The organism is Streptomyces sp. NPDC085866, assembly GCF_044541035.1.
Taxonomy (GTDB): Bacteria; Actinomycetota; Actinomycetes; order Streptomycetales; family Streptomycetaceae; genus Streptomyces.
Genome location: NZ_JBITSQ010000005.1, coordinates 524,295 through 549,742, shown reverse-complemented (window position 1 = coordinate 549,742; position 25,448 = coordinate 524,295). Strand labels below are relative to the sequence as shown.

Annotated in this window: 26 protein-coding genes; 14 read left to right on the top strand and 12 right to left on the bottom strand. The window is 70.6% G+C overall.

The window, feature by feature from the left end; all coding sequences use genetic code 11:
• The first annotated feature begins 20 nt into the window (after window positions 1-20).
• Entirely contained in the window at window positions 21-956 is a 936-nt protein-coding gene (locus ACIF83_RS15465) for a cellulose-binding protein (RefSeq protein WP_145883621.1), read from the top strand.
• A gap of 66 nt (window positions 957-1,022) precedes the next feature.
• Here the strand turns inward: ACIF83_RS15465 and ACIF83_RS15460 are convergent, their stop codons facing one another.
• Complete coding sequence (locus ACIF83_RS15460) at window positions 1,023-2,540, bottom strand: PQQ-binding-like beta-propeller repeat protein (RefSeq protein WP_399727068.1); 1,518 nt, start codon at window positions 2,538-2,540, stop codon at window positions 1,023-1,025.
• A 148-nt stretch (window positions 2,541-2,688) separates the two neighbouring features.
• Here ACIF83_RS15460 and ACIF83_RS15455 point away from each other — a divergent pair, with 148 nt between their 5' ends.
• The 4 genes from ACIF83_RS15455 (at window position 2,689) to ACIF83_RS15440 (ending at window position 6,717) form a co-directional block, all read left to right on the top strand.
• Window positions 2,689-3,642 carry an ATP-binding cassette domain-containing protein gene (locus tag ACIF83_RS15455; protein WP_399727065.1) on the top strand — a complete coding sequence of 318 codons (954 nt, stop codon included), beginning with the start codon at window positions 2,689-2,691 and terminating at the stop codon, window positions 3,640-3,642.
• A gap of 5 nt (window positions 3,643-3,647) precedes the next feature.
• Window positions 3,648-4,421: an ABC transporter permease gene (locus tag ACIF83_RS15450; RefSeq protein ID WP_393469572.1), complete on the top strand. Its 774-nt coding sequence runs from the start codon at window positions 3,648-3,650 to the stop codon at window positions 4,419-4,421.
• A 131-nt stretch (window positions 4,422-4,552) separates the two neighbouring features.
• Window positions 4,553-5,806, top strand: a complete 1,254-nt coding sequence (locus ACIF83_RS15445; RefSeq protein ID WP_399727061.1) for an ABC transporter ATP-binding protein — start codon at window positions 4,553-4,555, stop codon at window positions 5,804-5,806.
• Entirely contained in the window at window positions 5,803-6,717 is a 915-nt protein-coding gene (locus ACIF83_RS15440) for an ABC transporter permease (RefSeq protein ID WP_393469567.1), read from the top strand. Before ACIF83_RS15445 ends, ACIF83_RS15440 begins: the two co-directional genes overlap by 4 nt.
• 1 nt (window position 6,718) lies before the next feature.
• On the opposite strand, the gene ACIF83_RS15435 is transcribed toward ACIF83_RS15440, so the two are convergent.
• Window positions 6,719-7,051 (bottom strand): ATP/GTP-binding protein, encoded by a 333-nt coding sequence (locus ACIF83_RS15435; RefSeq protein ID WP_393469564.1) that lies wholly within the window; start codon window positions 7,049-7,051, stop codon window positions 6,719-6,721.
• Between the two features lie 222 nt (window positions 7,052-7,273).
• On the opposite strand from ACIF83_RS15435, the gene ACIF83_RS15430 reads away from it, so the two are divergent.
• Window positions 7,274-8,302: an LLM class flavin-dependent oxidoreductase gene (locus ACIF83_RS15430; protein ID WP_393469561.1), complete on the top strand. Its 1,029-nt coding sequence runs from the start codon at window positions 7,274-7,276 to the stop codon at window positions 8,300-8,302.
• A 116-nt stretch (window positions 8,303-8,418) separates the two neighbouring features.
• Here ACIF83_RS15430 and ACIF83_RS15425 read toward each other — a convergent pair whose 3' ends face one another.
• Window positions 8,419-8,811 carry an SCO5389 family protein gene (locus ACIF83_RS15425; RefSeq protein WP_393469558.1) on the bottom strand — a complete coding sequence of 131 codons (393 nt, stop codon included), beginning with the start codon at window positions 8,809-8,811 and terminating at the stop codon, window positions 8,419-8,421.
• 299 nt (window positions 8,812-9,110) lie between these two features.
• Between ACIF83_RS15425 and nucS the strand changes: the two genes are divergently transcribed.
• Window positions 9,111-9,782: an endonuclease NucS gene (nucS, locus tag ACIF83_RS15420; RefSeq protein WP_392284586.1), complete on the top strand. Its 672-nt coding sequence runs from the start codon at window positions 9,111-9,113 to the stop codon at window positions 9,780-9,782.
• Between the two features lie 70 nt (window positions 9,783-9,852).
• Here nucS and ACIF83_RS15415 read toward each other — a convergent pair whose 3' ends face one another.
• The 4 genes from ACIF83_RS15415 to ACIF83_RS15400 all read right to left on the bottom strand — a co-directional run bounded on the left by ACIF83_RS15415 (window position 9,853) and on the right by ACIF83_RS15400 (window position 14,830).
• Entirely contained in the window at window positions 9,853-12,447 is a 2,595-nt protein-coding gene (locus tag ACIF83_RS15415; protein ID WP_399727055.1) for an ATP-binding protein, read from the bottom strand.
• A 288-nt stretch (window positions 12,448-12,735) separates the two neighbouring features.
• Window positions 12,736-13,059 (bottom strand): STAS domain-containing protein, encoded by a 324-nt coding sequence (locus tag ACIF83_RS15410; RefSeq protein WP_030656141.1) that lies wholly within the window; start codon window positions 13,057-13,059, stop codon window positions 12,736-12,738.
• Between the two features lie 158 nt (window positions 13,060-13,217).
• Window positions 13,218-14,066 carry a 3-hydroxyacyl-CoA dehydrogenase family protein gene (locus ACIF83_RS15405; RefSeq protein WP_393469552.1) on the bottom strand — a complete coding sequence of 283 codons (849 nt, stop codon included), beginning with the start codon at window positions 14,064-14,066 and terminating at the stop codon, window positions 13,218-13,220.
• Window positions 14,067-14,188: 122 nt separating this feature from the next.
• Window positions 14,189-14,830: a TetR/AcrR family transcriptional regulator gene (locus ACIF83_RS15400; protein WP_393469550.1), complete on the bottom strand. Its 642-nt coding sequence runs from the start codon at window positions 14,828-14,830 to the stop codon at window positions 14,189-14,191.
• Window positions 14,831-14,909: 79 nt separating this feature from the next.
• Between ACIF83_RS15400 and ACIF83_RS15395 the strand changes: the two genes are divergently transcribed.
• From ACIF83_RS15395 to ACIF83_RS15385, 3 genes are read left to right on the top strand one after another with little or no spacing between them, the layout of a single operon-like run.
• The gene (locus tag ACIF83_RS15395) at window positions 14,910-15,695 is read left to right on the top strand and encodes an ABC transporter ATP-binding protein (protein ID WP_399727050.1); all 786 of its coding nucleotides are present in this window, start codon (window positions 14,910-14,912) and stop codon (window positions 15,693-15,695) included.
• Between the two features lie 36 nt (window positions 15,696-15,731).
• Window positions 15,732-16,481, top strand: coding sequence for an ABC transporter permease (locus tag ACIF83_RS15390; RefSeq protein WP_399727047.1), 750 nt, complete (start codon window positions 15,732-15,734; stop codon window positions 16,479-16,481).
• Between the two features lie 13 nt (window positions 16,482-16,494).
• Window positions 16,495-17,067 (top strand): cob(I)yrinic acid a,c-diamide adenosyltransferase, encoded by a 573-nt coding sequence (locus tag ACIF83_RS15385; protein ID WP_393469541.1) that lies wholly within the window; start codon window positions 16,495-16,497, stop codon window positions 17,065-17,067.
• Here ACIF83_RS15385 and ACIF83_RS15380 read toward each other — a convergent pair.
• Complete coding sequence (locus tag ACIF83_RS15380) at window positions 17,064-17,633, bottom strand: hypothetical protein (RefSeq protein WP_399727044.1); 570 nt, start codon at window positions 17,631-17,633, stop codon at window positions 17,064-17,066. The two genes, ACIF83_RS15385 and ACIF83_RS15380, sit on opposite strands and share 4 nt — an antisense overlap.
• Before the next feature lie 151 nt (window positions 17,634-17,784).
• On the opposite strand from ACIF83_RS15380, the gene ACIF83_RS15375 reads away from it, so the two are divergent.
• From ACIF83_RS15375 to ACIF83_RS15360, 4 genes are all read left to right on the top strand, one after another.
• Window positions 17,785-18,957: a sensor histidine kinase gene (locus ACIF83_RS15375; protein ID WP_399727041.1), complete on the top strand. Its 1,173-nt coding sequence runs from the start codon at window positions 17,785-17,787 to the stop codon at window positions 18,955-18,957.
• Complete coding sequence (locus ACIF83_RS15370) at window positions 18,954-19,604, top strand: response regulator (protein ID WP_393469532.1); 651 nt, start codon at window positions 18,954-18,956, stop codon at window positions 19,602-19,604. The genes ACIF83_RS15375 and ACIF83_RS15370 overlap by 4 nt, the downstream gene beginning before the upstream one ends.
• 126 nt (window positions 19,605-19,730) lie before the next feature.
• Window positions 19,731-21,554, top strand: coding sequence for a glycosyl hydrolase family 18 protein (locus ACIF83_RS15365; protein WP_393469529.1), 1,824 nt, complete (start codon window positions 19,731-19,733; stop codon window positions 21,552-21,554).
• Window positions 21,555-21,756: 202 nt separating this feature from the next.
• Window positions 21,757-22,008 carry a hypothetical protein gene (locus ACIF83_RS15360; RefSeq protein WP_399727036.1) on the top strand — a complete coding sequence of 84 codons (252 nt, stop codon included), beginning with the start codon at window positions 21,757-21,759 and terminating at the stop codon, window positions 22,006-22,008.
• Here the strand turns inward: ACIF83_RS15360 and ACIF83_RS15355 are convergent.
• The 4 genes from ACIF83_RS15355 to ACIF83_RS15340 form a co-directional block, all read right to left on the bottom strand.
• Complete coding sequence (locus ACIF83_RS15355; RefSeq protein WP_145883641.1) at window positions 21,987-22,433, bottom strand: DUF2550 domain-containing protein; 447 nt, start codon at window positions 22,431-22,433, stop codon at window positions 21,987-21,989. The genes ACIF83_RS15360 and ACIF83_RS15355 overlap by 22 nt on opposite strands.
• Window positions 22,434-22,571: 138 nt before the next feature.
• Window positions 22,572-22,949 carry a F0F1 ATP synthase subunit epsilon gene (locus ACIF83_RS15350; RefSeq protein ID WP_393469525.1) on the bottom strand — a complete coding sequence of 126 codons (378 nt, stop codon included), beginning with the start codon at window positions 22,947-22,949 and terminating at the stop codon, window positions 22,572-22,574.
• A 128-nt stretch (window positions 22,950-23,077) separates the two neighbouring features.
• Window positions 23,078-24,514, bottom strand: coding sequence for a F0F1 ATP synthase subunit beta (atpD, locus tag ACIF83_RS15345; RefSeq protein WP_393469522.1), 1,437 nt, complete (start codon window positions 24,512-24,514; stop codon window positions 23,078-23,080).
• The gene (locus ACIF83_RS15340) at window positions 24,514-25,431 is read right to left on the bottom strand and encodes a F0F1 ATP synthase subunit gamma (RefSeq protein WP_393469519.1); all 918 of its coding nucleotides are present in this window, start codon (window positions 25,429-25,431) and stop codon (window positions 24,514-24,516) included. Before ACIF83_RS15340 ends, atpD begins: the two co-directional genes overlap by 1 nt.
• Window positions 25,432-25,448: the final 17 nt, after the last annotated feature.

Here is a 25,448-nt window from a genome sequence, read left to right as displayed (position 1 = left end):
TCTCTTTCGACAGGAACCCCATGAGCGACACTTCCCCCTACGGCTTCGAGCTTGTGCGGCGTGGGTACGACCGCGCTCAGGTGGACGAACGAATCTCCAAGCTCGTCTCCGACCGTGACAGCGCTCTCGCCCGCATCACCGCTCTGGAAAAGCGCATCGAGGAGCTCCACCTCGAGACGCAGAACGCCCAGGCCCAGGTGACCGACGCCGAGCCGTCGTACGCCGGTCTCGGTGCGCGTGTCGAGAAGATCCTGCGCCTCGCCGAGGAAGAGGCCAAGGATCTGCGCGAGGAGGCCCGGCGCGCGGCCGAGCAGCACCGCGAGCTGGCCGAGTCGGCGGCCCAGCAGGTGCGCAACGACGCAGAATCGTTCGCTGCGGAGCGCAAGGCCAAGGCCGAGGACGAGGGCGTCCGGATCGTCGAGAAGGCCAAGAGCGACGCCGCCCAGCTGCGTTCCGAGGCGCAGAAGGACGCGCAGTCCAAGCGTGAGGAGGCGGACGCCCTCTTCGAGGAGACCCGCGCCAAGGCCGCGCAGGCCGCCGCCGACTTCGAGACGAACCTCGCCAAGCGCCGCGAGCAGTCCGAGCGCGACCTGGCCTCCCGCCAGCAGAAGGCCGAGAAGCGCCTCGCCGAGATCGAGCACCGCGCCGAGCAGCTCCGTCTGGAGGCGGAGAAGCTGCGCACGGACGCCGAGCGCCGCGCCCGCCAGACGGTGGAGACGGCCCAGCGCCAGGCCGAGGACATCGTGGCCGACGCCAACGCCAAGGCCGACCGCATCCGCTCGGAATCCGAGCGCGAGCTCGCGGCCCTCACCAACCGCCGCGACAGCATCAACGCCCAGCTGACGAACGTCCGCGAGATGCTCGCCACGCTGACCGGCGCCGCGGTGGCCGCCGCCGGCTCCCCCGCCGAGGACGAGCCGATCTCCCGGGGCGTTCCGGCGCAGCAGTCCCGGTAGGCACGGGTAGTCGTACGACGCCGTCAGGGGCGGTGGGACCCGGTCCCGCCGCCCCTTCCGCATGCCCTAGCGCAGTCCCAGCAGGGGCGGTCCGTTCGTGCCGTCGCCGTTGACGACGACCCAGGTGTCGCCGGCTCGCAGCAGCTGGCCGCCGGTGGCGTACCGGTCCGTACGCACCGCCGTGCCGTCGTCCTCGCCGACGCGGTGGCCGTTCGCCGTGTCGAGCGTCCGCAGCCGGCCGTTCCCGAGCACCGCCACCCGGCCGCGGCCGGCCGGAGCCAGCGCGGCGACCTCACCCAGGTCGGCGTGCCACAGGTGCCGGCCGTCGCGCAGCGCGTAGCCCGAGACGCGGTCGGCAGAGGAGGCACCGGGCTCGGCACCGGCGACGACGAGCGTGTCCCCGCTGACGGTCGCCCAGAGCGCCGGCCGCGCCTTGAAGGTGTCGTAGGTGTCCGGCAGCGGCATGAGGTCCTCGTCGTCGCCGGTGAGCGGGATCCGCACCGGGTCGCCCGCGGGGTCGGGGTAGGACAGGACGGCCGCGACACCGCGCTTGTCGCTCTCCTTCAGCAGGAGGGTGAAGGGGTCGGCGGAGAGCACCATCACCGTTTCGGCGGGACTCTCGACAGGCAGGGCCAGGCTGCCGCGCTGCTTGCCGCTTGCGTCGTCCAGGGTCACCAGCCGGCCGCTGCCGCCGTCCGCCGTCTCGCACGTCACCACGACCGTGGTGGTGCCGCCGGTGGCTGAGACGACGTTCGGCGCGCACTCCTCGCCGTCACGGTGCTTCCGGTGCAGGTCGGCGCTCCACCGCGGTCGGCCGTCGGCCAAGCCGTACGCCTGGACGCCCGTGTCGGTCAGCGCGACGGCCACGTCCCGGTCGGCCGCGAGCAGGCTGTCGCTGGCGGAGGTGAACCGGGCGACGCCCTTGATGTGCCGTTCCCACAGTTTGCGGCCGGTGCGGGTGTCGACGCCCCAGACCGTGTCGCAGGGCTTCCTGCAACGCGCGAAGGCGACCAGTCCGACACCGTCGACGACGCGCTCGCTCATCCCGCACACCGACTGGCGCACGGGAGCGCGCAACGTCCAGCGGCGGTCGCCGCCGTGGGAGTCGTAGGAGACGAGCGCGTCGTCACGCACCCGGACGACGGTCGAGGCGTCCCGGCCCACGGTCCACACGCCCTGCGCCCGTACGGTCGCAGGCCGGTCCGGACCGGCCTGCCAGGAGGCGTCGAGCACCGGGCCGCGCATCCACAGGTACGCCTGCCGGCCGGGCCAGAGTGCGAGCAGCACGCCCAGCACGGTGAGGGCGACGGGCACGGCCTTGCCGGGACGCCGCTCGGTGAACGACTGGAACGCGCGGGCCAGAACGCCGAGGCCGACGAACGTCAGCAGGAACGCCAGCAGGAGCGTGGGTGTGGTGCCTTCCGGACAGGGCGTCGAGTCGCCGCCGCACTCGCCGCCGGGAATGGACGTCCACCCCAGGACATGGAACTCCACCGCGAGCCCGACCAAGGCCCCCGCCGCGACGACCGCCGGCCCCGCCCACACCGCGCCCCACCCCGTGCGCGGTTTGCCGTCCTCGACCACTTCCGCCCCCCGTGTTCTGTTTTCCGGCGCTCCCCAGCACCGCCCCGGTCGATCAGGGGAGCTGGAGCATAACCCGCCGGTAGGGGCTCACGGACTCCCTTCGACCGCTCGAGTGGCAGCCGCCCAACACCCGTCCTAGCGTGGCCGCATGATCGAGCTGGCGGGGCTGACCAAGCGGTACGGCGAGAAGCTGGCGGTCGACGGCCTCACCTTCACGGTCAGGCCCGGCATCGTCACCGGTTTTCTCGGGCCCAACGGCGCCGGCAAGTCCACGACCATGCGGATGATCCTCGGGCTGGACCGGCCCACCGCCGGGGACGTCCGGATCGACGGGCTGCACTACGCCCGGCTGAAGGACCCGCTGACGTACATCGGGGCCCTGCTGGACGCGAAGGCCGTGCACGGCGGGCGCACCGCGTTCAACCATCTGCTGTGTCTCGCGCAGAGCAACGGGATCCCCGGGCGACGGGTGGACGAAGTGCTCGACGTCGTCGGGCTCACCGCCGTGGCCGGGAAGAAGGCCAAGGGGTTCTCGTACGGGATGGGCCAGCGGCTCGGGATCGCGGCCGCGCTGCTCGGTGATCCGCGGATCCTGATGTTCGACGAGCCGGTCAACGGGCTCGATCCCGAGGGTATCCACTGGATCCGGAACCTGATGAAGTCGCTGGCCGCGCAGGGGCGGACCGTGTTCGTCTCGAGTCATCTGATGAGCGAGATGGCGCTGACCGCGGATCATCTGGTGGTCATCGGGCAGGGGCGGCTGCTCGCCGACACCTCCATGACGGACTTCGTCCGGCAGAACGCGCGCAGTTATGTACGGATCCGTTCTCCGCAGCGTGAGCGGCTGCTGGACGTGCTGCACCAGGACGGCATCACCGTCGTGGAGGCGGGCGGCGACGCGCTGGAGGTGGCGGGCGGCAAGGCCGAGCGGATCGGGGAGCTGGCCACGCGGTACGGGATCGTGCTGCACGAGTTGAGCCCGCAGCAGGCCTCGCTGGAGGAGGCGTTCATGCAGTTGACGGCGGAGACGGTGGAGTACCACGCGCACGCCGCGCCCGCTCCCGCCCCGCAGGACCGGGGCGCCGGCTGGAAGGGGGCCTGAGGCCCGTGGCAGCCCGTCAGGTCATCCGGTCGGAATGGACCAAGATCCGGTCCGTCGCCTCCACGATGTGGACACTGTCGCTCGCCGTGGTGGTCACGCTCGCCCTCGGGACGCTCATCTCCGCGCTGTCGAAGAGCCAGTACGAGAACATGCCGCTGCGGGAGCGGATCTCCTTCGACCCGACGGTCATCAGTTTCGCGGGCATGACCCTCGGCCAGCTCGCCATGATCGTGTTCGGGGTGCTCGTCGTCTCCAACGAGTACAGCACCGGCATGATCCGCGTCTCACTGGCCGCCGTGCCGCGGCGCGGCACCTTCCTGTTCAGCAAGATCGCCGTGGCGGGCGCGCTCGCCCTGGCCGTCGGCATGGTCACCAGCTTCGCCGCCTTCTTCCTCGGGCAGGCGATGCTCGGCGACCTCGGCACCCGGATCGACGACCCCGGCGTGCTGCGCGCGGTGATCGGCGGCGGGCTCTACATGACCCTCATCGCGATGTTCTCCATGGGCATCGCCACGATGCTGCGCTCCCCCATGCTGTCGCTCGGCATCCTGATGCCGTTCTTCTTCCTGATCTCCAACATCCTCGGCAACGTCGACGCCACCAAGAAGGTCGGCCGCTTCCTGCCCGACCAGGCCGGCAGCCGGATCATGCAGGTGGTGCCGCGAGTCGGCGACGACACGCCCTACGGCCCCTGGGGCGGGCTGGGGATCATGGCGCTGTGGGTGATCGCGGCGGTCGCGGGCGGTTACGCCCTGCTGAAGCACCGGGACGCCCAGTAGGCGTCCGAGCCACGTTCCGTGATGCCTTGGCTTTACTTACTCTTGGGCGGAACCGTCAGCGCCCGGATATCCTCCTAACCCTTACGGGGGCGTGTGCCCCGCTGTCCTGAACCTTTCGATGGGTGCGGAGCATGATCGAGGCTGTAGGCCTTACCAAGCGCTACGGCGACAAGACCGCCGTGTACAACCTTTCCTTCCAGGTGCGACCGGGAGCCGTGACCGGCTTCCTCGGGCCCAACGGATCGGGCAAGTCGACGACCATGCGGATGATCCTCGGGCTGGACAACCCGACGTCCGGCACGGTGACCATCGGCGGCTACCCGTACCGCAAGCTGCCCAACGCCCCCCGCCAGGTGGGCGCGCTGCTCGACGCCAAGGCGGTGCACGGTGGCCGGGCCGCCCGCAACCACCTGCTGAGCCTCGCCCAGCTGTCGGGCATCCCGCCCCGGCGGGTGGACGAGGTGCTCGGGGTCGTCGGCCTGCAGGAGGTGGCGAAGAAACGATCCAAGGGCTTCTCGCTCGGCATGGGCCAGCGCCTCGGCATCGCCGCCGCGCTGCTCGGCGACCCCCAGGTGCTGCTCTTCGACGAGCCGGTCAACGGCCTCGACCCCGAGGGCATCCTCTGGGTGCGCAACCTGATGAAGGCCCTCGCGGCCGAGGGCCGCACGGTCTTCGTCTCCTCGCACCTGATGAGCGAGATGGCGCTGACCGCCGACCACCTCATCGTGATCGGGCGCGGACAGCTGCTCGCCGACATGAGCGTGACGGACTTCATCTCCGCCAACTCCGCCGACTTCGCGCGGGTGCGCACCCCGGACACCGAGCCCCAGCTGCGCGAGAAGCTGTCCTCCGCGCTCACCGAGGCGGGCGGCCACGTGCTGCCGGAGCAGGACGGCGCGCTGCGCGTGACCGGGTTGCCGCTGCCCCGGATCAGCGACCTCGCGCACGAGGCGGACGTACGGCTGTGGGAGCTGTCGCCGCACCAGGCCTCGCTGGAGGAGGCGTACATGCGGATGACGCAGGGCGCCGTCGACTACCGCTCGACCATCGACCAGAAGGCGGGCCTGCAGCAGCTCCTGCCGCCCGGCGCGCAGCCGCCCATGCCGGTTCCCGGCCAGGGCCAGCCGGGCTGGTACGCCCCGCCGCCGCCCCAGCAGGGCGGCGGACAGCCCTTCGCGATGCCGACGCCGCCCGCGGGTCCGTACGGCGCCGCGCCCGCCGGCGCGCAGGGCGCTCCGGGCGCGGGTGCGCCCAACCCGTACGCGGCCCCGCAGGGGCAGCCTCCGGTGGCCGCTCCCCCGGCCCCGGCCCCGGCCGCAGCACCGTCCCAGTCCGCTCCCGCGGCCCCGGCCGCCGACCTGACCAAGTCCGAGGACGCCCGATGAGCACCCACCAGCCCCCGATGCCGCAGGCACCCTCCCCCACTCTCGACGGCGCTCGAGCGGGGGGACCCCCACCCGCGCCCGAGTGGCAGGCGGCGCCCGGCGGTCCGTACCCCGGTTACAACTCGCCGATCCCGGTCGTGCGCACCCACCTCGGGCACGCGCTGGCGTCCGAGTGGACGAAGATCAAGTCGGTGCGGTCGACGATGTGGACGCTCGGCGTCTTCGTCCTGCTCGTGGTCGGCATCGGCCTGCTGGCCGGCCTCACCGTGCAGAGCTCCAGCTCCGACCTGAACGGCGAGAGCCCGCTCACCCTCGGCTTCTTCGGCCTGCTGATCGGCATCATGTGCATCATCACGCTCGGCGTGCTGACCACGGCCTCCGAGTACGGCACGGGCATGATCCGTACGACGATGACCGCGTGCCCGAGCCGGGGCCGGGTGCTGGCAGCCAAGTCGATCGTGTTCTTCGTGATCGCCTTCGTGGTGACGCTGGCCACCGTGTCGTTCGTGGCGATGGTGCACGCGTCGATGCTGAAGGGCCACGGCGCGGGCACCCCGTCCAGCGGGGAGTGGCTGAAGGCCACGGTCGGCATCAGCCTCTACATCGCTCTGCTCGGGCTGCTCTCGCTGCTCGTCGGCTCGATCATCCGGCACTCCGCGGGCGCCATCACGATCATGATCGGAGCGGTGCTCGCCCCGCTGGTGATCGCGCTGTTCATGAACGCGGAGTCGCTGCAGAAGGTGCAGAAGGCGCTGCTCGAGTACTCGATCCCGAGCCAGATGGGCGTCTTCTACAACAACACCCTGAGCCAGTCCGGCCCGACGGGCTGGGACCCGCTGTGGATCATCCTGGTCGTCACGGCGGCCGCGTACGCCGGCGCCTACGCGCTGCTGCAGAGCCGGGACGTGTAGCTCAGAACCTCGGCGCGTTACGGGACCGCTGCACCCGGGTGGTGCGGCGGTCCTTCGCGTTCCAGCACGCCTTGTGCCAGTGGCGGCGGTCGTCGACGCCCGAGTGCTCCGGCCAGGCCACCACGTGCGGGACACCGGAGGCGATCATCTGGTCGCAGCCGGGGCAGCGGTAGGTCTTGCCCTCGGTGCTCGCCCCGGCGACATGGCGCACGCTCCACTCCTCGCCCTGCCAGCTCTCCGTGGACTGCCAGCCGCCGTACCGGCCGGCACGGTCGTCCTCGGCGCTCAGGCCGGACGACCCGGCTGCCTTCGGTCGGTTGCGACGCGGGGACACGGGACACCTCTCGGGGCTATACAGGAAGCACGGGCTGCGTCCCAGCCTACGCGGCCCCGACGGGGGTACACGTGGCGTGCCAACCCGCACAAGTCCCCCTCCCGGGCGGCCCATTCTGCAGACAATCCGCAAATCTCTCCGCCAGGCCGTGTCCTAGGCACGTGTCAGACGGTTATGCCGGTTGGGGGAGCTCCGGTCGGAGCCAAGGAAGCAGGAAGAGCGATGCACGTAGGAAGTTTTGTGCTGGCGGCCCAGTTCCCGGGCCAGGGGCCCGGGGAGGCCCTTTACCGGGCGGTCCGCTCGGCGGAGGTCTCCGAGGAGGCCGGGCTGGACACCGTGTGGCTGGCCGAGCACCACTTCGTGCCGTACGGCACATGCCCGTCAGCGATCACCCTGGCCGCGCTACTGCTCGGCCGCACCCAGCGTATCCGGGTCGGAACGGCGGTCAGCGTGCTGCCCACCGCGCACCCGGTCGCCCTCGGCGAACAGGCCGCGCTGCTGCATATGACAAGCGGCGGCCGGTTCACGCTGGGCGTGGGGCGCGGCGGTCCGTGGGTGGACCTGGAGGTGTTCGGCACGGGCCTCGACGCATACGAGCACGGGTTCCCGGAATCACTCGATCTGCTGGTGCGCTGGCTGCGCGAACCGTCGGTATCGGCTTCGGGTAAACGGTTCTCCTTCCGTGAGGTGCCTGTCGTACCGCGCCCGTCGGAGGCGCTGACGGAGACGCCCGGGCCCGAGGTCGTCGTCGCCTGCACCTCGCCGGCGAGCGTGCGGCTGGCCGCCGAGCGCGGGCTGCCGATGCTGCTCGGCATGCACATCGGGGACGAGGAAAAGGCCGAGATGGTCACCCTGTGGCGGCAGTTCGCGCGGGCCGCGGGACGGCCGGCCGAGGAGATCTCGGGGGCGGCCCATGTCTCGGCCGGCGTCTGCCAGATCGCAGATCGGCGCACGGACGCGGCCGAGACGCTGCTGAAGGCGATGCCGGGCTGGCTGAAACAGGGCCTCGACGCCCACATCACGGTAGACGGCCGGATGCGTGCGATGCGCGATCCGCTCGCGTACACCGAACTGCTCTGCGGGCTGCACCCGGTGGGCACCCCGCGACTGGCCGCCGACCGGCTCGCGGCAACTTCGGAACGGACCGGAATCTCCCGGTTCGCCCTGCTCGTCGAGGGGTCGGGCGACCTCGCGGCGACAGAGGAGAACCTGCGGCGACTGGGCGCCGAGGTGCTGCCCCAGCTGCGCTGACCGGCCGCCGACCCCCTTCTGCCATAAGGCGCTTGCCGCCCCAGTACGAACGCACCTCCCCGCGGGTGGAGCGGCAAGCGAGCGGCTCACCGAGTCGGGAGCACGGGAGTCGCGCGTCAGCAGTCCCGAAGCTCCGGCGACTGGTTCAGCAACTGGCTGCGCACCGAGGTGAAGCGGGCCAACGTCTCGTCCACCGAGGCGTCCAGGGGGAACACCGCCACCCGATGGCAGTTCTGGAAGGCCAGCCGCACACCGAAGTGCCGCTGCAGCGCACCGCGTATGGCGTCACTCGCGAGCGCACGCAGCAGCTGACCGCGTGCCTGCTCGTCCGGCGGGGGCGTCTGGTTGTCGGCGAAGGGTCCGCCGTCCACCTTCAGCTGGGCCACCAGGGAGCTGATCATCTCCCACGCAAAGGGCAGGGAGGTCCGGACGCAGTCGACGAAAGCTGCTTCGTCGACCTCGCCTCGCTCGGCCTGTTCGAGTAGGGCCGGTGAGACGTCGAGCGACATGGGTTCTCCTCTCGCACCCCCGACGAGCAGGGGTTGCCTGACAGATAGGGAAGTTCGCGATTTCGAACACGCTCAGTACACAGGTCGCGACCTCCCGTTTACTACGGTAGGCAACGGTCGGTGACCACACCAGCAGATTGCGTATATGGAACGGCCCCTTTAGGCACACAATCGGCCAGGGATGAACAAGAGTTTCCAGGATGAATGGGGTGACCCACCGGGTCCAGGTTGACGGTGGGGGCGGGCGGTGGGGAGGGCGAATCGCGTCTACCCGTGGGTGTCGAGTAGCGTTGCCGACCATGCGTCTCGTCATTGCCCGATGCTCGGTCGACTACGCCGGCCGGCTCACCGCCCACCTGCCCTCGGCGCCCCGCCTGATCCTGGTCAAGGCGGACGGCAGCGTCTCCATCCACGCGGACGACCGGGCCTACAAGCCCCTCAACTGGATGTCGCCGCCCTGCACCCTGAAGGAGGGCACGGGCGAGGACGAGGGCGTGTGGACCGTCGTCAACAAGGCGGGCGAGAAACTGATCATCACGATGGAGGAAATCCTCCACGACTCCTCGCACGAACTCGGTGTGGACCCCGGTCTGATCAAGGACGGCGTGGAAGCGCACCTGCAGGAGCTGCTCGCCGACCGCATCGAGACGCTCGGCGAGGGCTACACCCTCATCCGCCGCGAGTACATGACCGCGATCGGCCCGGTCGACATCCTGTGCCGGGACGCGGACGGACAGACGGTCGCGGTGGAGATCAAGCGCCGCGGCGAGATCGACGGCGTGGAGCAACTCACGCGCTACCTGGAGCTGTTGAACCGCGACCCGCACCTCGCCCCGGTCCGCGGCGTCTTCGCGGCCCAGGAGATCAAGCCCCAGGCCCGGGTCCTCGCCACAGACCGCGGCATCAACTGCCAGGTCCTGGACTACAACGCGATGCGCGGGATCGAGGACGACAAGCTGCGGCTGTTCTGACCGGCTTCCCGGGTACGAGCAGAAGGGCGGGTCCGTGCCGGACCCGCCCTTCTGCCGTGCGCGCCGGACGTCACATCACGACGGCCGGACCGCTGCCCACCGGCGCGCTCGCCGAGTCGCTGGAGGTGGGGGACGACGAACCGGTCGTCGTGCTCCCGGTCGTGCCGGCGTCGGTGCCGCCCGTGGTGGTTCCGCCGTCGGTACCGCCCGTGGTCGTGCCCCCGGTGGTGCTCCCGCCGGACGTGCCCCCCGTGGTCGAGCCACCGGTGGTGCTGCCGCCCGATGTGCCGCCCGTGGTCGACCCGCCGGTGCCGCCCGTGGTCGAGCCGCCCGTGGTCGAGCCACCAGTGGTGCTCCCGCCCGATGTGCCGCCCGTGGTCGAGCCACCGGTGGTGCTCCCACCGGTCGTGCCGCCCGGCGAGCTGGACGAGCCCGACGGTTTGGGCGTCTTGGACGGCGAGCCCGAGGTCTTGCCGCCGGTCGGCTTGCCGCTGTCGGAGGGCCGGCTCGTGTCCGACGGCGACGTCGGGTCGTCCGGGGTGCCGTCGGGGCCCGGGTCCGTCGGGGTGCCGGAGGGCGTGCCGGCGCTGCCGGTCGAGCCGCTGTCCTTCTTCGGGTCCGCGCCCAGGCCGCCGTCGTCCAGTCCCTGGCTCGCGGACGGATTGACGCCGACCTGTCCGGCCGGGTTCTTGTCCGCGCTCTCGTGGGACGTCATGCCGAGCGTGACGACCGTGCCGAGGACGGCGGCGAGCAGGGCACCGGAGCCGGCCGCGACCATGTTGCGGCGGGCCAGACGGCGGATGCCGCCCAGCGACTTGAGGGCCGGAGGCTGGTGCGTGACCAGGGTGTCGTCGGCGGGGGCGTACGTCGGCTGGTAGGGCACCGCCAGCCCGCCGGGAGGCGACGCCGACTCCTCGTGGCGGGCGTCCGGTATCTCCTCGCCCGCCATCGGCCCGGGCACATCGCCCGCGAGGTCGGCGACCAGGGCCAGGGCCCGGCGTCCGGCGACCGTGCCCCGCTTGTCGGCGAGCGCCGCACGCAGGCCGCCCGAGGACTCCAGCTCGGCGCGGGCTCGGTCGAGCTGTCCGCCGCAGAGCGCGAGGATGCCCAACTCGTGGTGGAACCAGGCCTGTTCGGAGACCTCACCGGAGAGCCGGGAGGCCTCGGCACCGGACCGCAGCGCCCGTTCCCAGGCGCTCCAGTGCAGCCCGGCGGCGAAGGCGGGCGCGGCCGTACGGGCGAGCCGTACCGCGACGCTCTCCTCGCCCTCGACCGGAGGCACGGTGTCCGGCACCACGACCGCGAGCGCGGCGAGGACCGCGTCGGCCTCGGCGGACACCCGCTCGGGCGTGACCGAGGGATGCCCGGTCCACCAGGCGTAGTGCTCGGCGGCGGTGAGGGCCTGGGCGGGGGCGTCGGCGGCGTAGCCGGCGGCCTCCAGCTGGGCCGGCACACCGGCCGCGAGGCGGTAGCGGCAGCCGACCGGGGAGATCAGTCCGCAGCTCGCGAGTTCACCGAGCGCGGCGTCCGCGTGGGTGTCGCCGACCAGCGCGGGCAGGTGCGCCTGGTGCGGCACCTCGCCGCCGAGGGCGACGGCGAAGCGCAGGGTGGCGCGGGCGGAGGCACTGAGCCGGGAGGCGAGCAGCGGCGCGGGTGCGGCGGCCTCGCCGAGGGACGGCAGCGGGACATCCTCCGCCTCCGTCGCGTCCAGGGGTGCCTCGACGGGAATGCGTACGTCCTCGAAGACGCCGTACTCGTCCACCGCGCCGGTGCTGGCGCGCAGTTGGTCGCGCTGCCGGAGCAGGGCACCGGCCTGGACGAACCGCAGCGGCAGGCCCTCGGACTCGAACCACAGGTCGCCGGCCCAGTTGGCCTCCTCCTCGGTGAGGACCCGGCCGACGGCACGCTCCAGGATCTCCACGCCGGCCGCACGGTCCAGGCCGGTGAGGAAGACCTCCTCGACGTCGGAGTCGGCGGCGGGCGCGGGGACGTCCGGGGTGGCGCCGAGCAGGAAGGCGCACTCGGCGGTGGCGGCGAGCAGTTCGTCCAGGGCGGCGCCGCCGAACTCCAGGTCGTCGACGACCACGACCGCGCCGATCTCGGCGACCAGTTCGAGCAACTGGCCCCGTTCGGGCCGGTACAGGGGGGCGTCGTAGACGGCGTGGAAGAGGTCGTACAGGAGGTCGGTGGCCGAGCGGCGGAAGCCGGTGAGGTGGACCACGCCGTCGGGGGCGAGGTCCAGGCAGTCCTCGGCGACCAGGTCGAGCAGAGCGGTGCGGCCGGAGCCGGCGGGGCCGGTGAGGCGCACGGAGCGGCCGCGGGCCAGGAGGCGGACCAGGCGTTCGCGGTCGTCCTGGCGCTCCAGGAGGGCGAGCGTGGGCTGCGCCGGCCCCGGTGGCACGGGCGGCCGCGCGGCGCGCTCGGTCTCGGCGCGCTCGGCGGCGGTGCGCTTGCGCGGCCGGCCCGGCCGTTCGTGCGGCGGGCAGGGTTCTATCTCGCTGCCGTCGACCGGATTGACAGTCAGCAGGAAGTCGCCGGAGACCAGCTGCGCCGTGCGGGCGAGCGCGGGCGCGCTCTGGCCGAAGTCGGAGGTGAGGGATTCCCGGGGCGGGCGGCGGCTCGGAGCCTGGCCGTGCTCCCCGGGTCCCGGAGTGATCGGGTCCATAGGTTCAAGCCCCCAAAAGCGTCGTGTGCCCTGGCAAATACCGGCCCCTCCCGGCCTGCTGCACACTGCGCTGTCGCTTCTGGTCCGGGCCCGCTCGATCGAGGGTTGCGAGGCAGCGGGCGACCGAACCCTAAACCTTCGCACAGTATCTACGACAGGGCGGGGTAGCGGGCGGTCCGAAGCATCACAGTCCGGTGAGGATTGCCCTCGACGCGCGCTTCGGCAGCTGCGTCCGGGTCTCCCCTGTCGCCCGGTTCACACCCGATCGGGGTGTTCACCCGGGACACGTCACACGCGGGGCAGCGACTCCACGCCGATGCCGCCCTCGATGGCGAGGATGCGGTGCAGCCGGGTGGCCACCAGCAGGCGCTGCATCTGCGGCGGGACACCGCGCAGCACCAGACGGCGCCCGCAGCGGCCGGCCCGCCGGTGGGCACCCATGATCACCCCGAGTCCGGTGGCGTCCCAGGAGTCCAGTTCGGACAGGTCGAGCACCAGGTCGCCGACTCCGGTGTCGACGGCCGAGTGCAGGGCCGTACGGGCGTCCGCCGCGCTGCGGACGTCGAGGCGGCCCCCGACGACCAGCTCGGCGTGGTCGCCCCTGATGTACATATGCGCTCCCCGTTGAGTGCGGTGTGGCGTACTCCGTGACGGTGCTGTGCAACGTCTGACTGCCTGGGTGGCAGAGCGGTTGCTGCTTGTAAGCGAACCGATACCGAATTCACCCCCGGGAGTGACGCTCCCGGGGCGTGCGTCCGGTCGTGTACGGGTCAGTACTTGTAGAAGCCCTGCCCGCTCTTGCGCCCGATGTCACCGGCGTCCACCATCCGGCGCATCAGCTCCGGCGGGGCGAACTTCTCGTCCTGGGACTCGGTGTAGATGTTGCTGGTGGCGTGCAGCAGGATGTCCACGCCGGTCAGGTCCGCGGTGGCCAGCGGGCCCATGGCGTGGCCGAAGCCCAGCTTGCAGGCGAGGTCGATGTCCTCGGCGGTCGCGACGCCGGACTCGTAGAGCTTGGTCGCCTCGACGACGAGGGCGGAGATGAGCCGGGTGGTCACGAACCCGGCGACATCGCGGTTGACGACGATGCAGGTCTTGCCGACGGACTCGGCGAACTCCCGCGCGGTGGCGAGGGTTTCGTCGCTGGTCTTGTAGCCGCGGACGAGCTCGACGAGCTGCATCATCGGCACCGGCGAGAAGAAGTGCACACCGACGACCCGCTCGGGGTGCTCGGTGGCCGCCGCGATCTTGGTGATCGGGATGGCGGAGGTGTTGGAGGCGAGCACGGTCTCCGGACGCACGATCTTGTCGAGCGCGCGGAAGATCTCGTGCTTGACCTCCAGCTTCTCGAAGACGGCCTCCACGACGATGTCGGCGTCGGCTGCGGCGTCCAGGTCGGTGGTGGCGGTGATGCGGGCGAGGGCGGCCTCGGCGGCGTGCGCCTCCAGCTTGCCCTTGCTGACGAACTTGTCGTACGAGGCCTTGATGCCGTCGGTGCCACGCTTGATTGCCTCGTCGGTGACGTCGCGCAGGACGACGTCCCAGCCCGCCTGTGCGGCGACCTGGGCGATGCCGGATCCCATGAGACCGGCCCCGATGACGGCGAGCTTCCGTGCCACTCCGACTCCCTCAACGCTGTTGACGTCTGGCTCTTCGGCGGACCATAGCGCTCCGGAGCCGCTGTGTGACCGGTAAGTAACGCGCGTCACGTCTCAATTGACGGACATCACACCGGCAGGGGTCAGGACGAGCCACGGACGGCGTAGTTGAGGACCTTTTCGCTCAACAGGTCCTCGATGTCGTCGAGGAGAACGAGCACCTCTCGTGATACTTCGCGCGGTTCGCCCCCCTTGACCATCTCGCGCGAGATGACCGCCATGACCGTACTGTGCACCCAGCCGATCTGACCCGCCATCAGAGTGGGCAGTTCGTCGTCGTGGGCCGCGCCGGTCTCCTCGCGCAGCGCCAGTTCCAGGTTGGCCTGGACCTCCTGGGCGATGGCCCACAGCCGGGAGCGCAGCGCGGGGGTCTCCTCGATGACCCGCATGAAGCCCGCGTATCCCGGGATCAGACCGACCCGGGGTGAGACCGCCTCGACCTCCTCGCGCAGCTCGCGCAGGACCGCGCCGACCGCGGACTCGCCGGCGGGGCGGCCCCGCACCCAGCGGGCGAGCCGGTCGACCATGCCCGCGGAGCGGTCGAAGAAGAGGTCCTCCTTCGCCGGGAAGTAGTTGTAGACGGTGTTGACGGAGACGTTCGCGGCCTCGGCGATCTCCGCGACCGTCACGGCGTCGAACCCGCGCTCCAGGAACAGCCCCGTGGCGACATCCGAGATGTACTGCCTGGTCTGCCGCTTCTTCCGCTCCCTGAGTCCCTCAGCCATGTCCGCATCCTAACTTCGCTGGACCCGTTGAAAACTTGGTGTCATTGCAAAATTTCAGGGACTCTGTTTTTCTGTGGGCATGGCAGCAGTCATCAGCGCGGCCGGACTGGCCCGCACCTTCCAGACGAAAACCGGCCCCGTGGAGGCCGTCCGATGTGTCGACCTCACCGTCCGCGAAGGTGAGATCCTCGGCTTTCTCGGCCCGAACGGCGCCGGCAAGTCGACCACCCTGCGCATGCTCACCACCCTGCTGAAACCCACCGGCGGCGCGGCCACCGTCGCCGGGTGCGACCTGGCGACGGACCCGGCCGGGGTGCGCCGGGCCTCCGGCTACGTCGCCCAGTCCGGCGGGGTGGATCCGCAGATCACCGCCCGGGAGGAGCTGGTCACCCAGGCCCGGATGTACCGGTTGTCGAAGGCCGAGGCCGCCGAGCGCGCCGCGGAACTCGCCCGGGAGCTGGACCTCACCGAACTGCTCGACCGGAAGACGGGCGCCCTCTCCGGCGGACAGCGGCGCCGGCTCGACATCGCGATGGCGCTCACCCATCGCCCGAAGGTGCTGTTCCTGGACGAGCCGACGACCGGACTGGACCCGGGCAGCCGGGCCGACCTGTGGGACCTGGTCCGCCGGCTGCGCGACCAGCACGGCACCACGGTCTTCCTGACCACCCACTACCTGGACGAGGCCGACGCCCTCGCCGACCGGCTGGTCGTCGTCGACCGGGGCGTCGTCGTGGCCGACGGCACGCCGAGCGCGCTCAAGCTGGCCCACGGCGGCTCGATCGACGCCACCCTCCAGGACACCTTCCTCGCCATCACCGGCCGCGGGGCCGCCCCGGCCGACACCGCCCCCATCGCCGTATAGGACCGTTCCCGTCGGATCGCTCACGGAATCAGAGAGATGCTTCTTCACGACACCGGCCTCGTCTACGGCCGTTACCTCCGCCAGTCCCTGCGCTCCCGCTTCGCGCTGCTCTTCGGCGTGTTGACCCCGCTCCTCTATCTCCTGTTCTTCGGCCCGCTCCTCACCGGCCTGCCGCTCGGCGGGACGGGCAGCTCCTGGCAGGTGCTCGTACCCGGCCTGCTGCTCCAACTCGGCTTGTTCGGAGCGCTGTTCGCTGGCTTCACGATCATCATGGAAAACGCCCAGGGGGTGGTGGAGCGGATGCGTGTGACGCCCGTCAGCCGGCTCGCCCTGCTCCTCGGCCGGGTGCTGCGGGACGCCACGGTCTTCGTCTTCCAGGCGGTGCTGCTGGTGCTCGCCGCGGTGGTGATGGGCCTGCGCGCACCCGTGCCGGGCATCCTCATCGGCTTCGGGTTCGTCGCCCTGCTGACTCTCTCGCTGGCCTCGCTGTCGTACGCGCTGGGCATGCGGGTCCGCACCCCGCAGGAGTTCGGTCCCCTGATCAACGCGCTGTCGATGCCGTCGATGCTGCTGTCCGGCCTGATGCTCCCGATGACGCTGGCGCCCACCTGGCTGGACGTGCTCTCGCACTTCGTGCCGTTCCGCTATCTGGTGGACGCGGTGCGCGACGCGTACGTCGGCCAGTACACGAGCGCGCACATGCTGTACGGCGTGCTCGTCGCGGTCGGTTTCGCGGGGCTCGCCGTGACGGTGGGCACACGTGTGTTCCGGACGGCCGGAGCGTAACTACGCTGGCCATATGGTCAATCTGACGCGCATCTACACCAGGACCGGCGACAAGGGCAGCACCGCCCTCGGTGACATGAGCCGGGTCGCCAAGACCGACCTCAGGATCTCGGCGTACGCCGACGCCAACGAGGCCAACGCGGTGATCGGCACCGCGATCGCACTGGGCGGCCTGGACGAGGAGGTCGTCGAGGTCCTCACCCGCGTCCAGAACGACCTGTTCGACGTGGGCGCGGACCTGTCGACGCCGGTGGTGGAGAACCCGGAGTTCCCGCCGCTCCGGGTCGAGCAGTTCTACATCGACCGGCTGGAGGCGGACTGCGACCGCTTCAACGAGCGGCTGGAGAAGCTGCGCTCCTTCATCCTCCCCGGCGGCACACCCGGCGCGGCCCTGCTCCACCAGGCGTGCACGGTGGTCCGCCGCGCCGAGCGCTCCACCTGGGCGGCCCTGGAGGTGCACGGCGAGCACATGAACCCGCTCACCGCGACCTACCTGAACCGGCTCTCCGATCTGCTGTTCATCCTGGCCCGGACCGCGAACAAGGACACCGGGGACGTGCTGTGGGTGCCGGGCGGGGAGCGTTAGCGCTCCTGCTCGGGGGCCTTGGCGGCCCTGGACGCCTTGGGGAGTCCGGGGAACAGCGTGTAGCTGGCGGCGATCACCACGTTGATCCCGATCACCCACACCATCCTCAGCTGCCACGCCCGCAGCGAGCCGGTGTCGCCGTCGCCGCCGACGTACCAGACCGCGCCCTGCAGCAGGGCGAGGGCGACGAGCGCGGCCAGGATCCAGCGGCCCGCGACCTTCCACTCGTGGACGGCGCGGGCCGTGCCGTACTTCGGGGGCTTCACGGGCGGCGGGCCGCCGGCGAAGCGATGGGCGACGCGGGCGTCCGCCCACTTGATCGTGGAGTGGCCGAGGCCGACGGTGAAGCCGATGTAGACGGCGGCGAGGCCGTGCCGCCAGTCGGGTTCCGCGCCGTTCTTGAGGTCGATCGCGGTGACCACGAACAGCACCACCTCCAGCAGCGGCTCGCACAGCAGCAGCGCGAGGCCCGTGCGGGGCATGCGCCACAGGTAGCGGAAGGACAGCCCGGCGGCCAGCAGCACCCAGAAGGCCACCTCACAGGCGACGATCAACCCGACGATCAAGGTTCTCCCCCTTCGCTCATCCTCCCAGGCTGCCGTCGGCCGAGCCGCGGATCATCGTCGGCGCGGGCGAACCCGCGGTAAGCGAAAGTTGCAGTTCGGGACCCTCCCCGAGGGGCAGGCGCGGCGGCCGCGGGCCGTGTTGGATGGGGTCATGCCCCTCGCACTCCCCCGCCCGCACCGCGACGACCTGCGCATCACCGTGGGCGGACTGCTCGGCGGGGTGCTGCTGTGGGTGCTCGGGATCCACCCGCGCGTGGCCTCGGACAACCTCGTGCTGTGGCAGGCGCCCTGGGCCCCGCTGGTGCCGCTCGCGCTGACCGCCGCCTGTGAGCCGCTGCGCCGCATCCGGCCGCGCGTCGGCCTGTTGATCGGCACCGTCGCACTGACCCTGGACACGGTGACCCTCGGCAGTGTCGTCACGGTCGTGCTGTACACCGACCTGATGTACGCGGCCGTCCTGTACGGCAGCCCCGCCGCCGCCCGGCGGATCCCCTGGATCACCGGGATGCTGACGGTCCTCGGCGGAGTCGTGCCCGCCGCCCTCTGGCGCGACCCGCAGGGGCTGTTGATCGGTGTGGGCGTCGGCGTGGTCGCGTTCGCGCCGGCCGCCATGGGCTGGGTGGTCCGCAACCACCGCGACGCGGCCGAGGCGGCCCGGTTGCGCGCCGAACAGACCGCACTGCTGGCCGAGATGGACCGCGCCCAGGCGGTCACCTCCGAACGGGCCCGGTTCGCCCGGGAGTTGCACGACATGGTGGCCAACCACCTGTCGGCGATCGCCATCCACTCCACGGCCGCGCTCTCCCTGGACGACCCGAAGACCTCCATGGACGCGCTGGCGGTCATCCGGGAGAACAGCGTCGAGGGCCTGGCCGAGATGCGGCGGCTGATCGGGATCCTGCGGGACGGCTCCGGCGACCGGGAGCCCGCCGCCTCGCCCACGCTCGACGGCCTCGGTGCCCTGGTCGACGGTGCCCGCTCGAACGGCCTGGAGGTGACCCTCGACGCCGGCCACGACAGCGTGCCCGTGCCGGTCGAGCTGGCCGCCTACCGGATCGTGCAGGAGTCGCTGACCAACGCCCTGAAGCATGCGGCGTCGGGGTGCGTCCATGTCGCTCTGCGGCAGGAGAACGACACACTTCAGGTGCGGGTGACCAGTCCGTACCGGCCCGGCGACAGCCCCCGTGCCCCGGGCTCCGGCGCAGGTCTCACCGGGATGCGGGAGCGGGCCGCACTGCTCGGCGGCAGTTTCGAGGCCGGGCCCGAGGACGGCCGCTGGGCCGTACGCGCCGCTCTTCCGCTCACCGAAGGAGACCCCGCATGAACCGCGCCGTCCGGGTCCTCGTCGCCGAGGACCAGTCCGCCGTCCGCGCCGGTCTGGTCCTCATCCTCGGCAGCGCGCCCGACATCGAGGTGGCCGGGGAGGCGGCGGACGGGCTGCGGGCGGTCGAACTGGCCCGGGAGCTGCGGCCGGACGTGGTGCTGATGGACGTTCAGATGCCACGTCTGGACGGGGTGTCGGCGACCCGGCAGATCGTCGCGGAAGGGACGGCGGACGTCCTGGTGCTGACCACCTTCGACCTCGACGAGTACGTGTTCGGGGCGCTGCGGGCGGGGGCGGCCGGGTTCCTGCTGAAGAACACCGAGGCGCGCGATCTGCTGGAGGCCGTGCGGACGGTGGCCCGCGGGGAGGGGATCGTCGCGCCGGCCGTCACCCGGCGGCTGATCGCCGAGTTCGCGGCGAAGCCGGTGCGTGAGCCGACGGCCGACCCGGCCGTGCTGGACGGCCTCACCCGGCGTGAGCGCGAGGTGCTGTCGTGCGTCGGCGAGGGGCTGTCCAACGCCGAGATCGCGGCGCGGCTGGAGATGGCGGAGGGCACGGTGAAGACGCACGTCAGCCGTCTGCTGGCAAAGCTGAAGCTGCGCAGCCGGGTCCAAGCCGCCGTACTGGCGCAGGAGTTGGGGATCTAGCGGGCCGGTCGGGCAAGTGGTCCAGACCTATTGACCTGTGGTCCAGACCTTTCTATTCTCGCGGCACCGTGGGCGTGAAGGCTCAGTCATGCCCCTGACACCCCCGACACAAGAGGGAGGCGCAGCATGCGCTTCAGACACAGAGCCGCGGCAGGGTTCGCGACCCTGTTGCTCCCCCTGGCCGGTCTGGTCGGTCTCGCGGGCCCCGCCCAGGCCGCGACGAACGCCACCGCCACCTACACCAAGACCAGCGACTGGGGAACCGGCTTCGGCGGTCAGTGGACCATCAAGAACACCGGCACCAGCAGCATCAGCTCCTGGACCGTCGAATGGGACTTCCCCTCCGGCACGTCGGTCACCTCCGCGTGGGATGCGGACGTCACCAACTCCGGCACCCACTGGACCGCCAAGAACAAGTCGTACAACGGCACCCTGGCCCCCGGCGCCACCGTCTCCTTCGGCTTCAACGGCGCCGGCTCCGGCTCCCCGTCCAACTGCAAGCTCAACGGCGACAGCTGCGACGGCACCACGGTCCCCGGTGACGCGGCCCCCTCCGCCCCCGGCACCCCGACCGCGTCCTCCGTCACCGACACCTCGGTGAAGCTCAGCTGGAGCGCGGCCACCGACGACAAGGGCGTCAAGAACTACGACGTGCTGCGTGACGGCAAGGTCGTCGGCACCGTGACGACGACGTCGTACACGGACTCCGGTCTCACCGCCGGCACCGACTACTCCTACACCGTGCAGGCCCGCGACACCGCCGACCAGACCGGACCGGTCAGCGGCTCCGTCGCCGTGCACACCACCGGCGGCGGCACCACTCCCCCGCCCACCGGCAACAAGGTCAAGCTCGGCTACTTCACCGAGTGGGGCATCTACGGCCGCAACTACAACGTCAAGAACCTGGTGACGTCCGGCTCCGCGTCGAAGATCACGCACATCAACTACGCCTTCGGCAACGTCACCGGCGGCAAGTGTGCGATCGGCGACTCCTACGCCGACTACGACAAGGCGTTCACCGCCGACCAGTCGGTCAGCGGCGTCGCGGACACCTGGGACCAGCCGCTGCGCGGCAACTTCAACCAGCTGCGCGAGCTGAAGGCGAAGTACCCGAACATCAAGGTGCTGTGGTCCTTCGGCGGCTGGACCTGGTCCGGCGGCTTCGGTGAGGCCGCGAAGAACCCGGCCGCGTTCGCACAGTCCTGCTACGACCTGATCGAGGACCCGCGCTGGGCCGACGTCTTCGACGGCATCGACATCGACTGGGAGTACCCGAACGCCTGCGGCCTGAGCTGCGACACCAGCGGGGCCGCGGCCTACAAGAACCTGATGGCCGCGCTTCGCGCCAAGTTCGGCTCGAACAACCTGGTCACCTCGGCCGTCACGGCCGACGGCTCCTCCGGCGGCAAGATCGAGGCCGCCGACTACGCGGGCGCCGCGCAGTACGTCGACTGGTACAACGTGATGACGTACGACTTCTTCGGCGCCTGGGACGCCCAGGGTCCGACCGCCCCGCACTCCCCGCTCACCTCGTACAGCGGCATCCCGAAGGCGGGCTTCACCACCGCCGACGCGATGGCCAAGTACAAGGCGATCGGCGTCCCCGCGAGCAAGCTGCTCATCGGCATCGGCTTCTACGGCCGCGGCTGGACCGGCGTGACGCAGGACGCCCCGGGCGGCACGGCCACGGGTCCGGCGGCCGGCACGTACGAGCAGGGCATCGAGGACTACAAGGTGCTGAAGACGTCCTGCCCGGCGACCGGCACCGTCGCGGGTACGGCATACGCGCACTGCGGCAGCAACTGGTGGTCGTACGACACCCCCGCCACCATCGCGACGAAGATGGCGTGGGCCAAGAACCAGGGCCTCGGCGGCGCGTTCTTCTGGGAGTTCAGCGGTGACACCAGCAACGGCGAGCTGGTGAGCGCCATCAACAGCGGACTGAGCTGATCACGTTCCGCCGCGCGAGCGCCGCGGGTGGGCCTTCGGGTCTGCCCGCGGCGTTTTCGTGCGCCTCACGCGCCCCCGGCGTGCGCGTACCAGGGCCGATCAGTCCCCACAGCGGGCCTGATGGGCATGGGTTTCGGCCCACCGTGCGGGAACACTTTGTATCTCCACACGACAAGCGGAACACACAATTCGGGGGGGGAAAATGAAGCGCAAGCCCAATGGGCCGGGACAGGGCGCACGGTCCGGCCGGTTCACCACGTCCCGGCTCGCGTCGACCGGCCTCTTCACGAGCGCGACGGCCGCGGCTCTGATAGCCAGTTGCCCGGTGAACGTCACCGTGACCTTCGCGCCCGACCCCGGCCAAACGGTCATCAGTCGGAGCGATCCCAAGGCCGCCACGGGGCACCCGGTGTGCGTGGCGATCGAGAGCGATCAGGCCACGTTCACACGCTGACCGGGCGGGGCTGCCTCCAGCCACGCGAGGAAACCGGTCAGCGCGTCTTCGCTCATCGCGAGTTCCAGGCGCGTGCCCCGGTGGGTACAGGCGAGGACCACCGCGTCGGAGAGCAGCGCCAGCTCCTCCTCGCCCTCGGGCAGCCGGCGGCCGGCCACCTCGATGGCGGCGCGCTCCAGGGTGCGGCGCGGGCGGGGGGCGTAGGAGAAGACGCGGTACCACTCGATGCGGTCGCCGTTGTAGCGGGCGACGCCGTAGCTCCAGCCCTTGCCGTTGGTGTCCGGTTTCTCGGGCACGTCCCAGCGCAGCGAGCAGTCGAACGTCCCGCCGGAGCGCTGGATCAGTCTGCGGCGCAGTCCGAACAGGAACAGTCCCACCACCACGAGGGCGATCACGATCCCGCACACAGTCAGAGCGAGGACCATCGGCACCGACCTCCTCGTCTCCTAGGTGATGAAACTGAGTAATGAAAAGGAAAAAACACCCACATCTGCCTCAGCCGCGACCGGCACCGGATTGCTCCGGGCCGGCCGCGGCTGAGTGACGTCATACCGCGCGCTGGATCAGCGCGCCGCCGTCGCCGCCCGCAGGCGGACATCCGCACGACGCTCGGCCTCGGCGTCGTCCTCCGCCTTCGCGCGCTCGAGCTCGCGCTCCGCGCGCTGGACATCGATCTCGTCCGACAGCTCGGCGATCTCGGCCAGCAGCGACAGCTTGTCGTCGGCGAACGAGATGAAACCGCCGTGCACCGCGGCGACGACCGTTCCACCATCACTCGTACGGATGGTCACCGGGCCCGACTCCAGCACACCGAGCAGCGGCTGGTGACCGGGCATGACGCCGATGTCGCCGGACGTGGTGCGCGCGACGACCAGGGTGGCCTCACCGGACCAGACCTGGCGGTCGGCGGCGACCAGCTCGACGTGCAGCTCAGCAGCCAAGGGTGGCTCCTCGGGTCACCACCCGGCGGTAGTGCCGGGTGTTGGGGTCAATTCTAAGGGGCGTGGAGAGAGGGGCTGGACACACCCCGGAAGGGTGGGCCCGCGCCCCTCTCAGATGAGCGCGAGGCTCAGGAGACGCCCAGCTCCTTGGCGTTGGCCTTGAGGTCCTCGATGCCACCGCACATGAAGAACGCCTGCTCGGGGAAGTGGTCGTACTCACCGTCGCAGATCGCGTTGAACGCGGCGATCGACTCGTCGAGCGGCACGTCCGAGCCGTCCACGCCGGTGAACTGCTTGGCGACGTGGGTGTTCTGGGACAGGAAGCGCTCCACACGACGGGCACGGTGGACGACGAGCTTGTCCTCCTCGCCCAGCTCGTCGATACCGAGGATCGCGATGATGTCCTGGAGGTCCTTGTACTTCTGCAGGATCGTCTTCACGCGCATGGCCGCGTTGTAGTGATCCGCAGCGATGTAGCGCGGGTCCAGGATCCGGGACGTGGAGTCCAGCGGGTCCACGGCCGGGTAGATGCCCTTCTCGGAGATCGGACGGGACAGAACCGTCGTCGCGTCGAGGTGGGCGAAGGTGGTGGCCGGAGCCGGGTCGGTCAGGTCGTCCGCGGGGACGTAGATCGCCTGCATCGAGGTGATCGAGTGACCACGGGTCGAGGTGATGCGCTCCTGGAGGAGACCCATCTCGTCGGCCAGGTTCGGCTGGTAACCCACCGCGGAGGGCATACGGCCGAGCAGCGTGGAGACCTCGGAACCGGCCTGGGTGAAGCGGAAGATGTTGTCGATGAAGAACAGCACGTCCTGCTTCTGGACGTCACGGAAGTACTCGGCCATGGTGAGGCCGGCCAGCGCGACGCGCAGACGGGTGCCCGGGGGCTCGTCCATCTGACCGAAGACCAGCGCGGTCTTGTCGATGACGCCCGAGTCGGTCATCTCCTCGATGAGGTCGTTGCCCTCACGGGTGCGCTCACCGACACCGGCGAACACGGAGACACCGTCGTGGTTGTTGGCGACACGGTAGATCATCTCCTGGATGAGCACCGTCTTGCCGACGCCGGCGCCGCCGAACAGACCGATCTTGCCGCCCTTGACGTACGGGGTCAGCAGGTCGATGACCTTGACGCCGGTCTCGAACATCTCGGTCTTCGACTCGAGCTCGTCGAAGTTCGGGGCCTTGCGGTGGATGCCCCAGCGCTCGCCCTCGTACTGCTCGTCGACGTTCAGCACCTCACCGAGGGTGTTGAACACCTTGCCCTTGGTGAAGTCACCGACGGGCACCGTGATGGAGTTGCCGGTGTCGACGACCGGGGCCTGGCGGACCAGACCGTCGGTGGGCTGCATGGAGATGGTGCGGACCAGGCCGTCACCCAGGTGCTGGGCGACCTCCAGGGTCAGCGTCTTCTTCTCGCCGGCGTTGGCCGGGTCGGCCACCTCGACGTGAAGGGCGTTGTAGATGTCCGGCATCGCGTCGACGGGGAACTCCACGTCGACGACCGGGCCGATGACCCGGGCGACGCGGCCCGTAGCCGTCGCGGTCTCAACAGTGGTGGTCATTATCGGTCACTCCCCGCGGTCGCGTCGGCCAGGGCGCTCGCGCCACCGACGATCTCGCTGATTTCCTGGGTGATTTCGGCCTGGCGGGCCGCGTTGGCAAGACGGGAGAGCGTGTTGATCAGCTCGCCCGCGTTGTCGGTGGCCGACTTCATCGCGCGCCGCGTGGCGGCGTGCTTCGAAGCGGCCGACTGGAGCAGCGCGTTGTAGATACGGCTTTCCACGTAGCGCGGCAGCAGGGCGTCGAGGACGTCCTCCGCCGAGGGCTCGAAGTCGTACAGCGGAAGGATCTCGCCCGTGGGGACGGCCTCTTCCGCGACCTCTTCGAGACGCAGCGGCAGCAGCCGGGCGTCGAGTGCGGTCTGCGTCATCATCGAGACGAACTCGGTGTAGACGATGTGGAGTTCGTCCACACCACCCTCGGCCGTGTCCTTCTCGATGGCCTCGATCAGAGGCTCCGCCACCTTCTTGGCGTCCGCGTACGACGGCTCGTCGGTGAAGCCCGTCCACGACTCCGAGATCTTGCGCTCACGGAAGTTGTAGTGGGCGACACCACGGCGGCCGACGATGTACGTGTCCACCTGCTTGCCCTCGCGCTCGAGGCGCTCGGTCAGCAGCTCCGCCGCCTTGATGGCGTTGGAGTTGAAGGCGCCGGCCAGACCGCGGTCGCTCGTGAGGAGCAGGACCGCGGCACGGGTCGGGTTCTCCGCCTCCGTGGTGAGCGGGTGCTTGGTGTTCGAACCCGTACCGACCGCCGTGACCGCGCGCGTCAGCTCGGTCGCGTAGGGCGTGGAGGCCGCCACCTTGCGCTGCGCCTTGACGACGCGCGAGGCGGCGATCATCTCCATCGCCTTCGTGATCTTCTTGGTCGCGCTGACGGATCGGATGCGACGCTTGTAGACCCGGAGCTGGGCTCCCATGAGTCAGGTCCCTTCCT

Coding starts and splice junctions, on each gene's coding strand:
- ACIF83_RS15465 (WP_145883621.1), top strand. CDS start 21: ATGAGCGACACTTCCCCCTACGGCTTCGAGCTTGTGCGGCGTGGGTAC.
- ACIF83_RS15455 (WP_399727065.1), top strand. CDS start 2,689: ATGATCGAGCTGGCGGGGCTGACCAAGCGGTACGGCGAGAAGCTGGCG.
- ACIF83_RS15445 (WP_399727061.1), top strand. CDS start 4,553: ATGATCGAGGCTGTAGGCCTTACCAAGCGCTACGGCGACAAGACCGCC.
- ACIF83_RS15440 (WP_393469567.1), top strand. CDS start 5,803: ATGAGCACCCACCAGCCCCCGATGCCGCAGGCACCCTCCCCCACTCTC.
- ACIF83_RS15430 (WP_393469561.1), top strand. CDS start 7,274: ATGCACGTAGGAAGTTTTGTGCTGGCGGCCCAGTTCCCGGGCCAGGGG.
- ACIF83_RS15425 (WP_393469558.1), bottom strand. CDS start 8,811: ATGTCGCTCGACGTCTCACCGGCCCTACTCGAACAGGCCGAGCGAGGC.
- nucS (WP_392284586.1), top strand. CDS start 9,111: ATGCGTCTCGTCATTGCCCGATGCTCGGTCGACTACGCCGGCCGGCTC.
- ACIF83_RS15415 (WP_399727055.1), bottom strand. CDS start 12,447: ATGGACCCGATCACTCCGGGACCCGGGGAGCACGGCCAGGCTCCGAGC.
- ACIF83_RS15410 (WP_030656141.1), bottom strand. CDS start 13,059: ATGTACATCAGGGGCGACCACGCCGAGCTGGTCGTCGGGGGCCGCCTC.
- ACIF83_RS15400 (WP_393469550.1), bottom strand. CDS start 14,830: ATGGCTGAGGGACTCAGGGAGCGGAAGAAGCGGCAGACCAGGCAGTAC.
- ACIF83_RS15395 (WP_399727050.1), top strand. CDS start 14,910: ATGGCAGCAGTCATCAGCGCGGCCGGACTGGCCCGCACCTTCCAGACG.
- ACIF83_RS15390 (WP_399727047.1), top strand. CDS start 15,732: ATGCTTCTTCACGACACCGGCCTCGTCTACGGCCGTTACCTCCGCCAG.
- ACIF83_RS15385 (WP_393469541.1), top strand. CDS start 16,495: ATGGTCAATCTGACGCGCATCTACACCAGGACCGGCGACAAGGGCAGC.
- ACIF83_RS15375 (WP_399727041.1), top strand. CDS start 17,785: ATGCCCCTCGCACTCCCCCGCCCGCACCGCGACGACCTGCGCATCACC.
- ACIF83_RS15370 (WP_393469532.1), top strand. CDS start 18,954: ATGAACCGCGCCGTCCGGGTCCTCGTCGCCGAGGACCAGTCCGCCGTC.
- ACIF83_RS15365 (WP_393469529.1), top strand. CDS start 19,731: ATGCGCTTCAGACACAGAGCCGCGGCAGGGTTCGCGACCCTGTTGCTC.
- ACIF83_RS15360 (WP_399727036.1), top strand. CDS start 21,757: ATGAAGCGCAAGCCCAATGGGCCGGGACAGGGCGCACGGTCCGGCCGG.
- ACIF83_RS15355 (WP_145883641.1), bottom strand. CDS start 22,433: ATGGTCCTCGCTCTGACTGTGTGCGGGATCGTGATCGCCCTCGTGGTG.
- atpD (WP_393469522.1), bottom strand. CDS start 24,514: ATGACCACCACTGTTGAGACCGCGACGGCTACGGGCCGCGTCGCCCGG.
- ACIF83_RS15340 (WP_393469519.1), bottom strand. CDS start 25,431: ATGGGAGCCCAGCTCCGGGTCTACAAGCGTCGCATCCGATCCGTCAGC.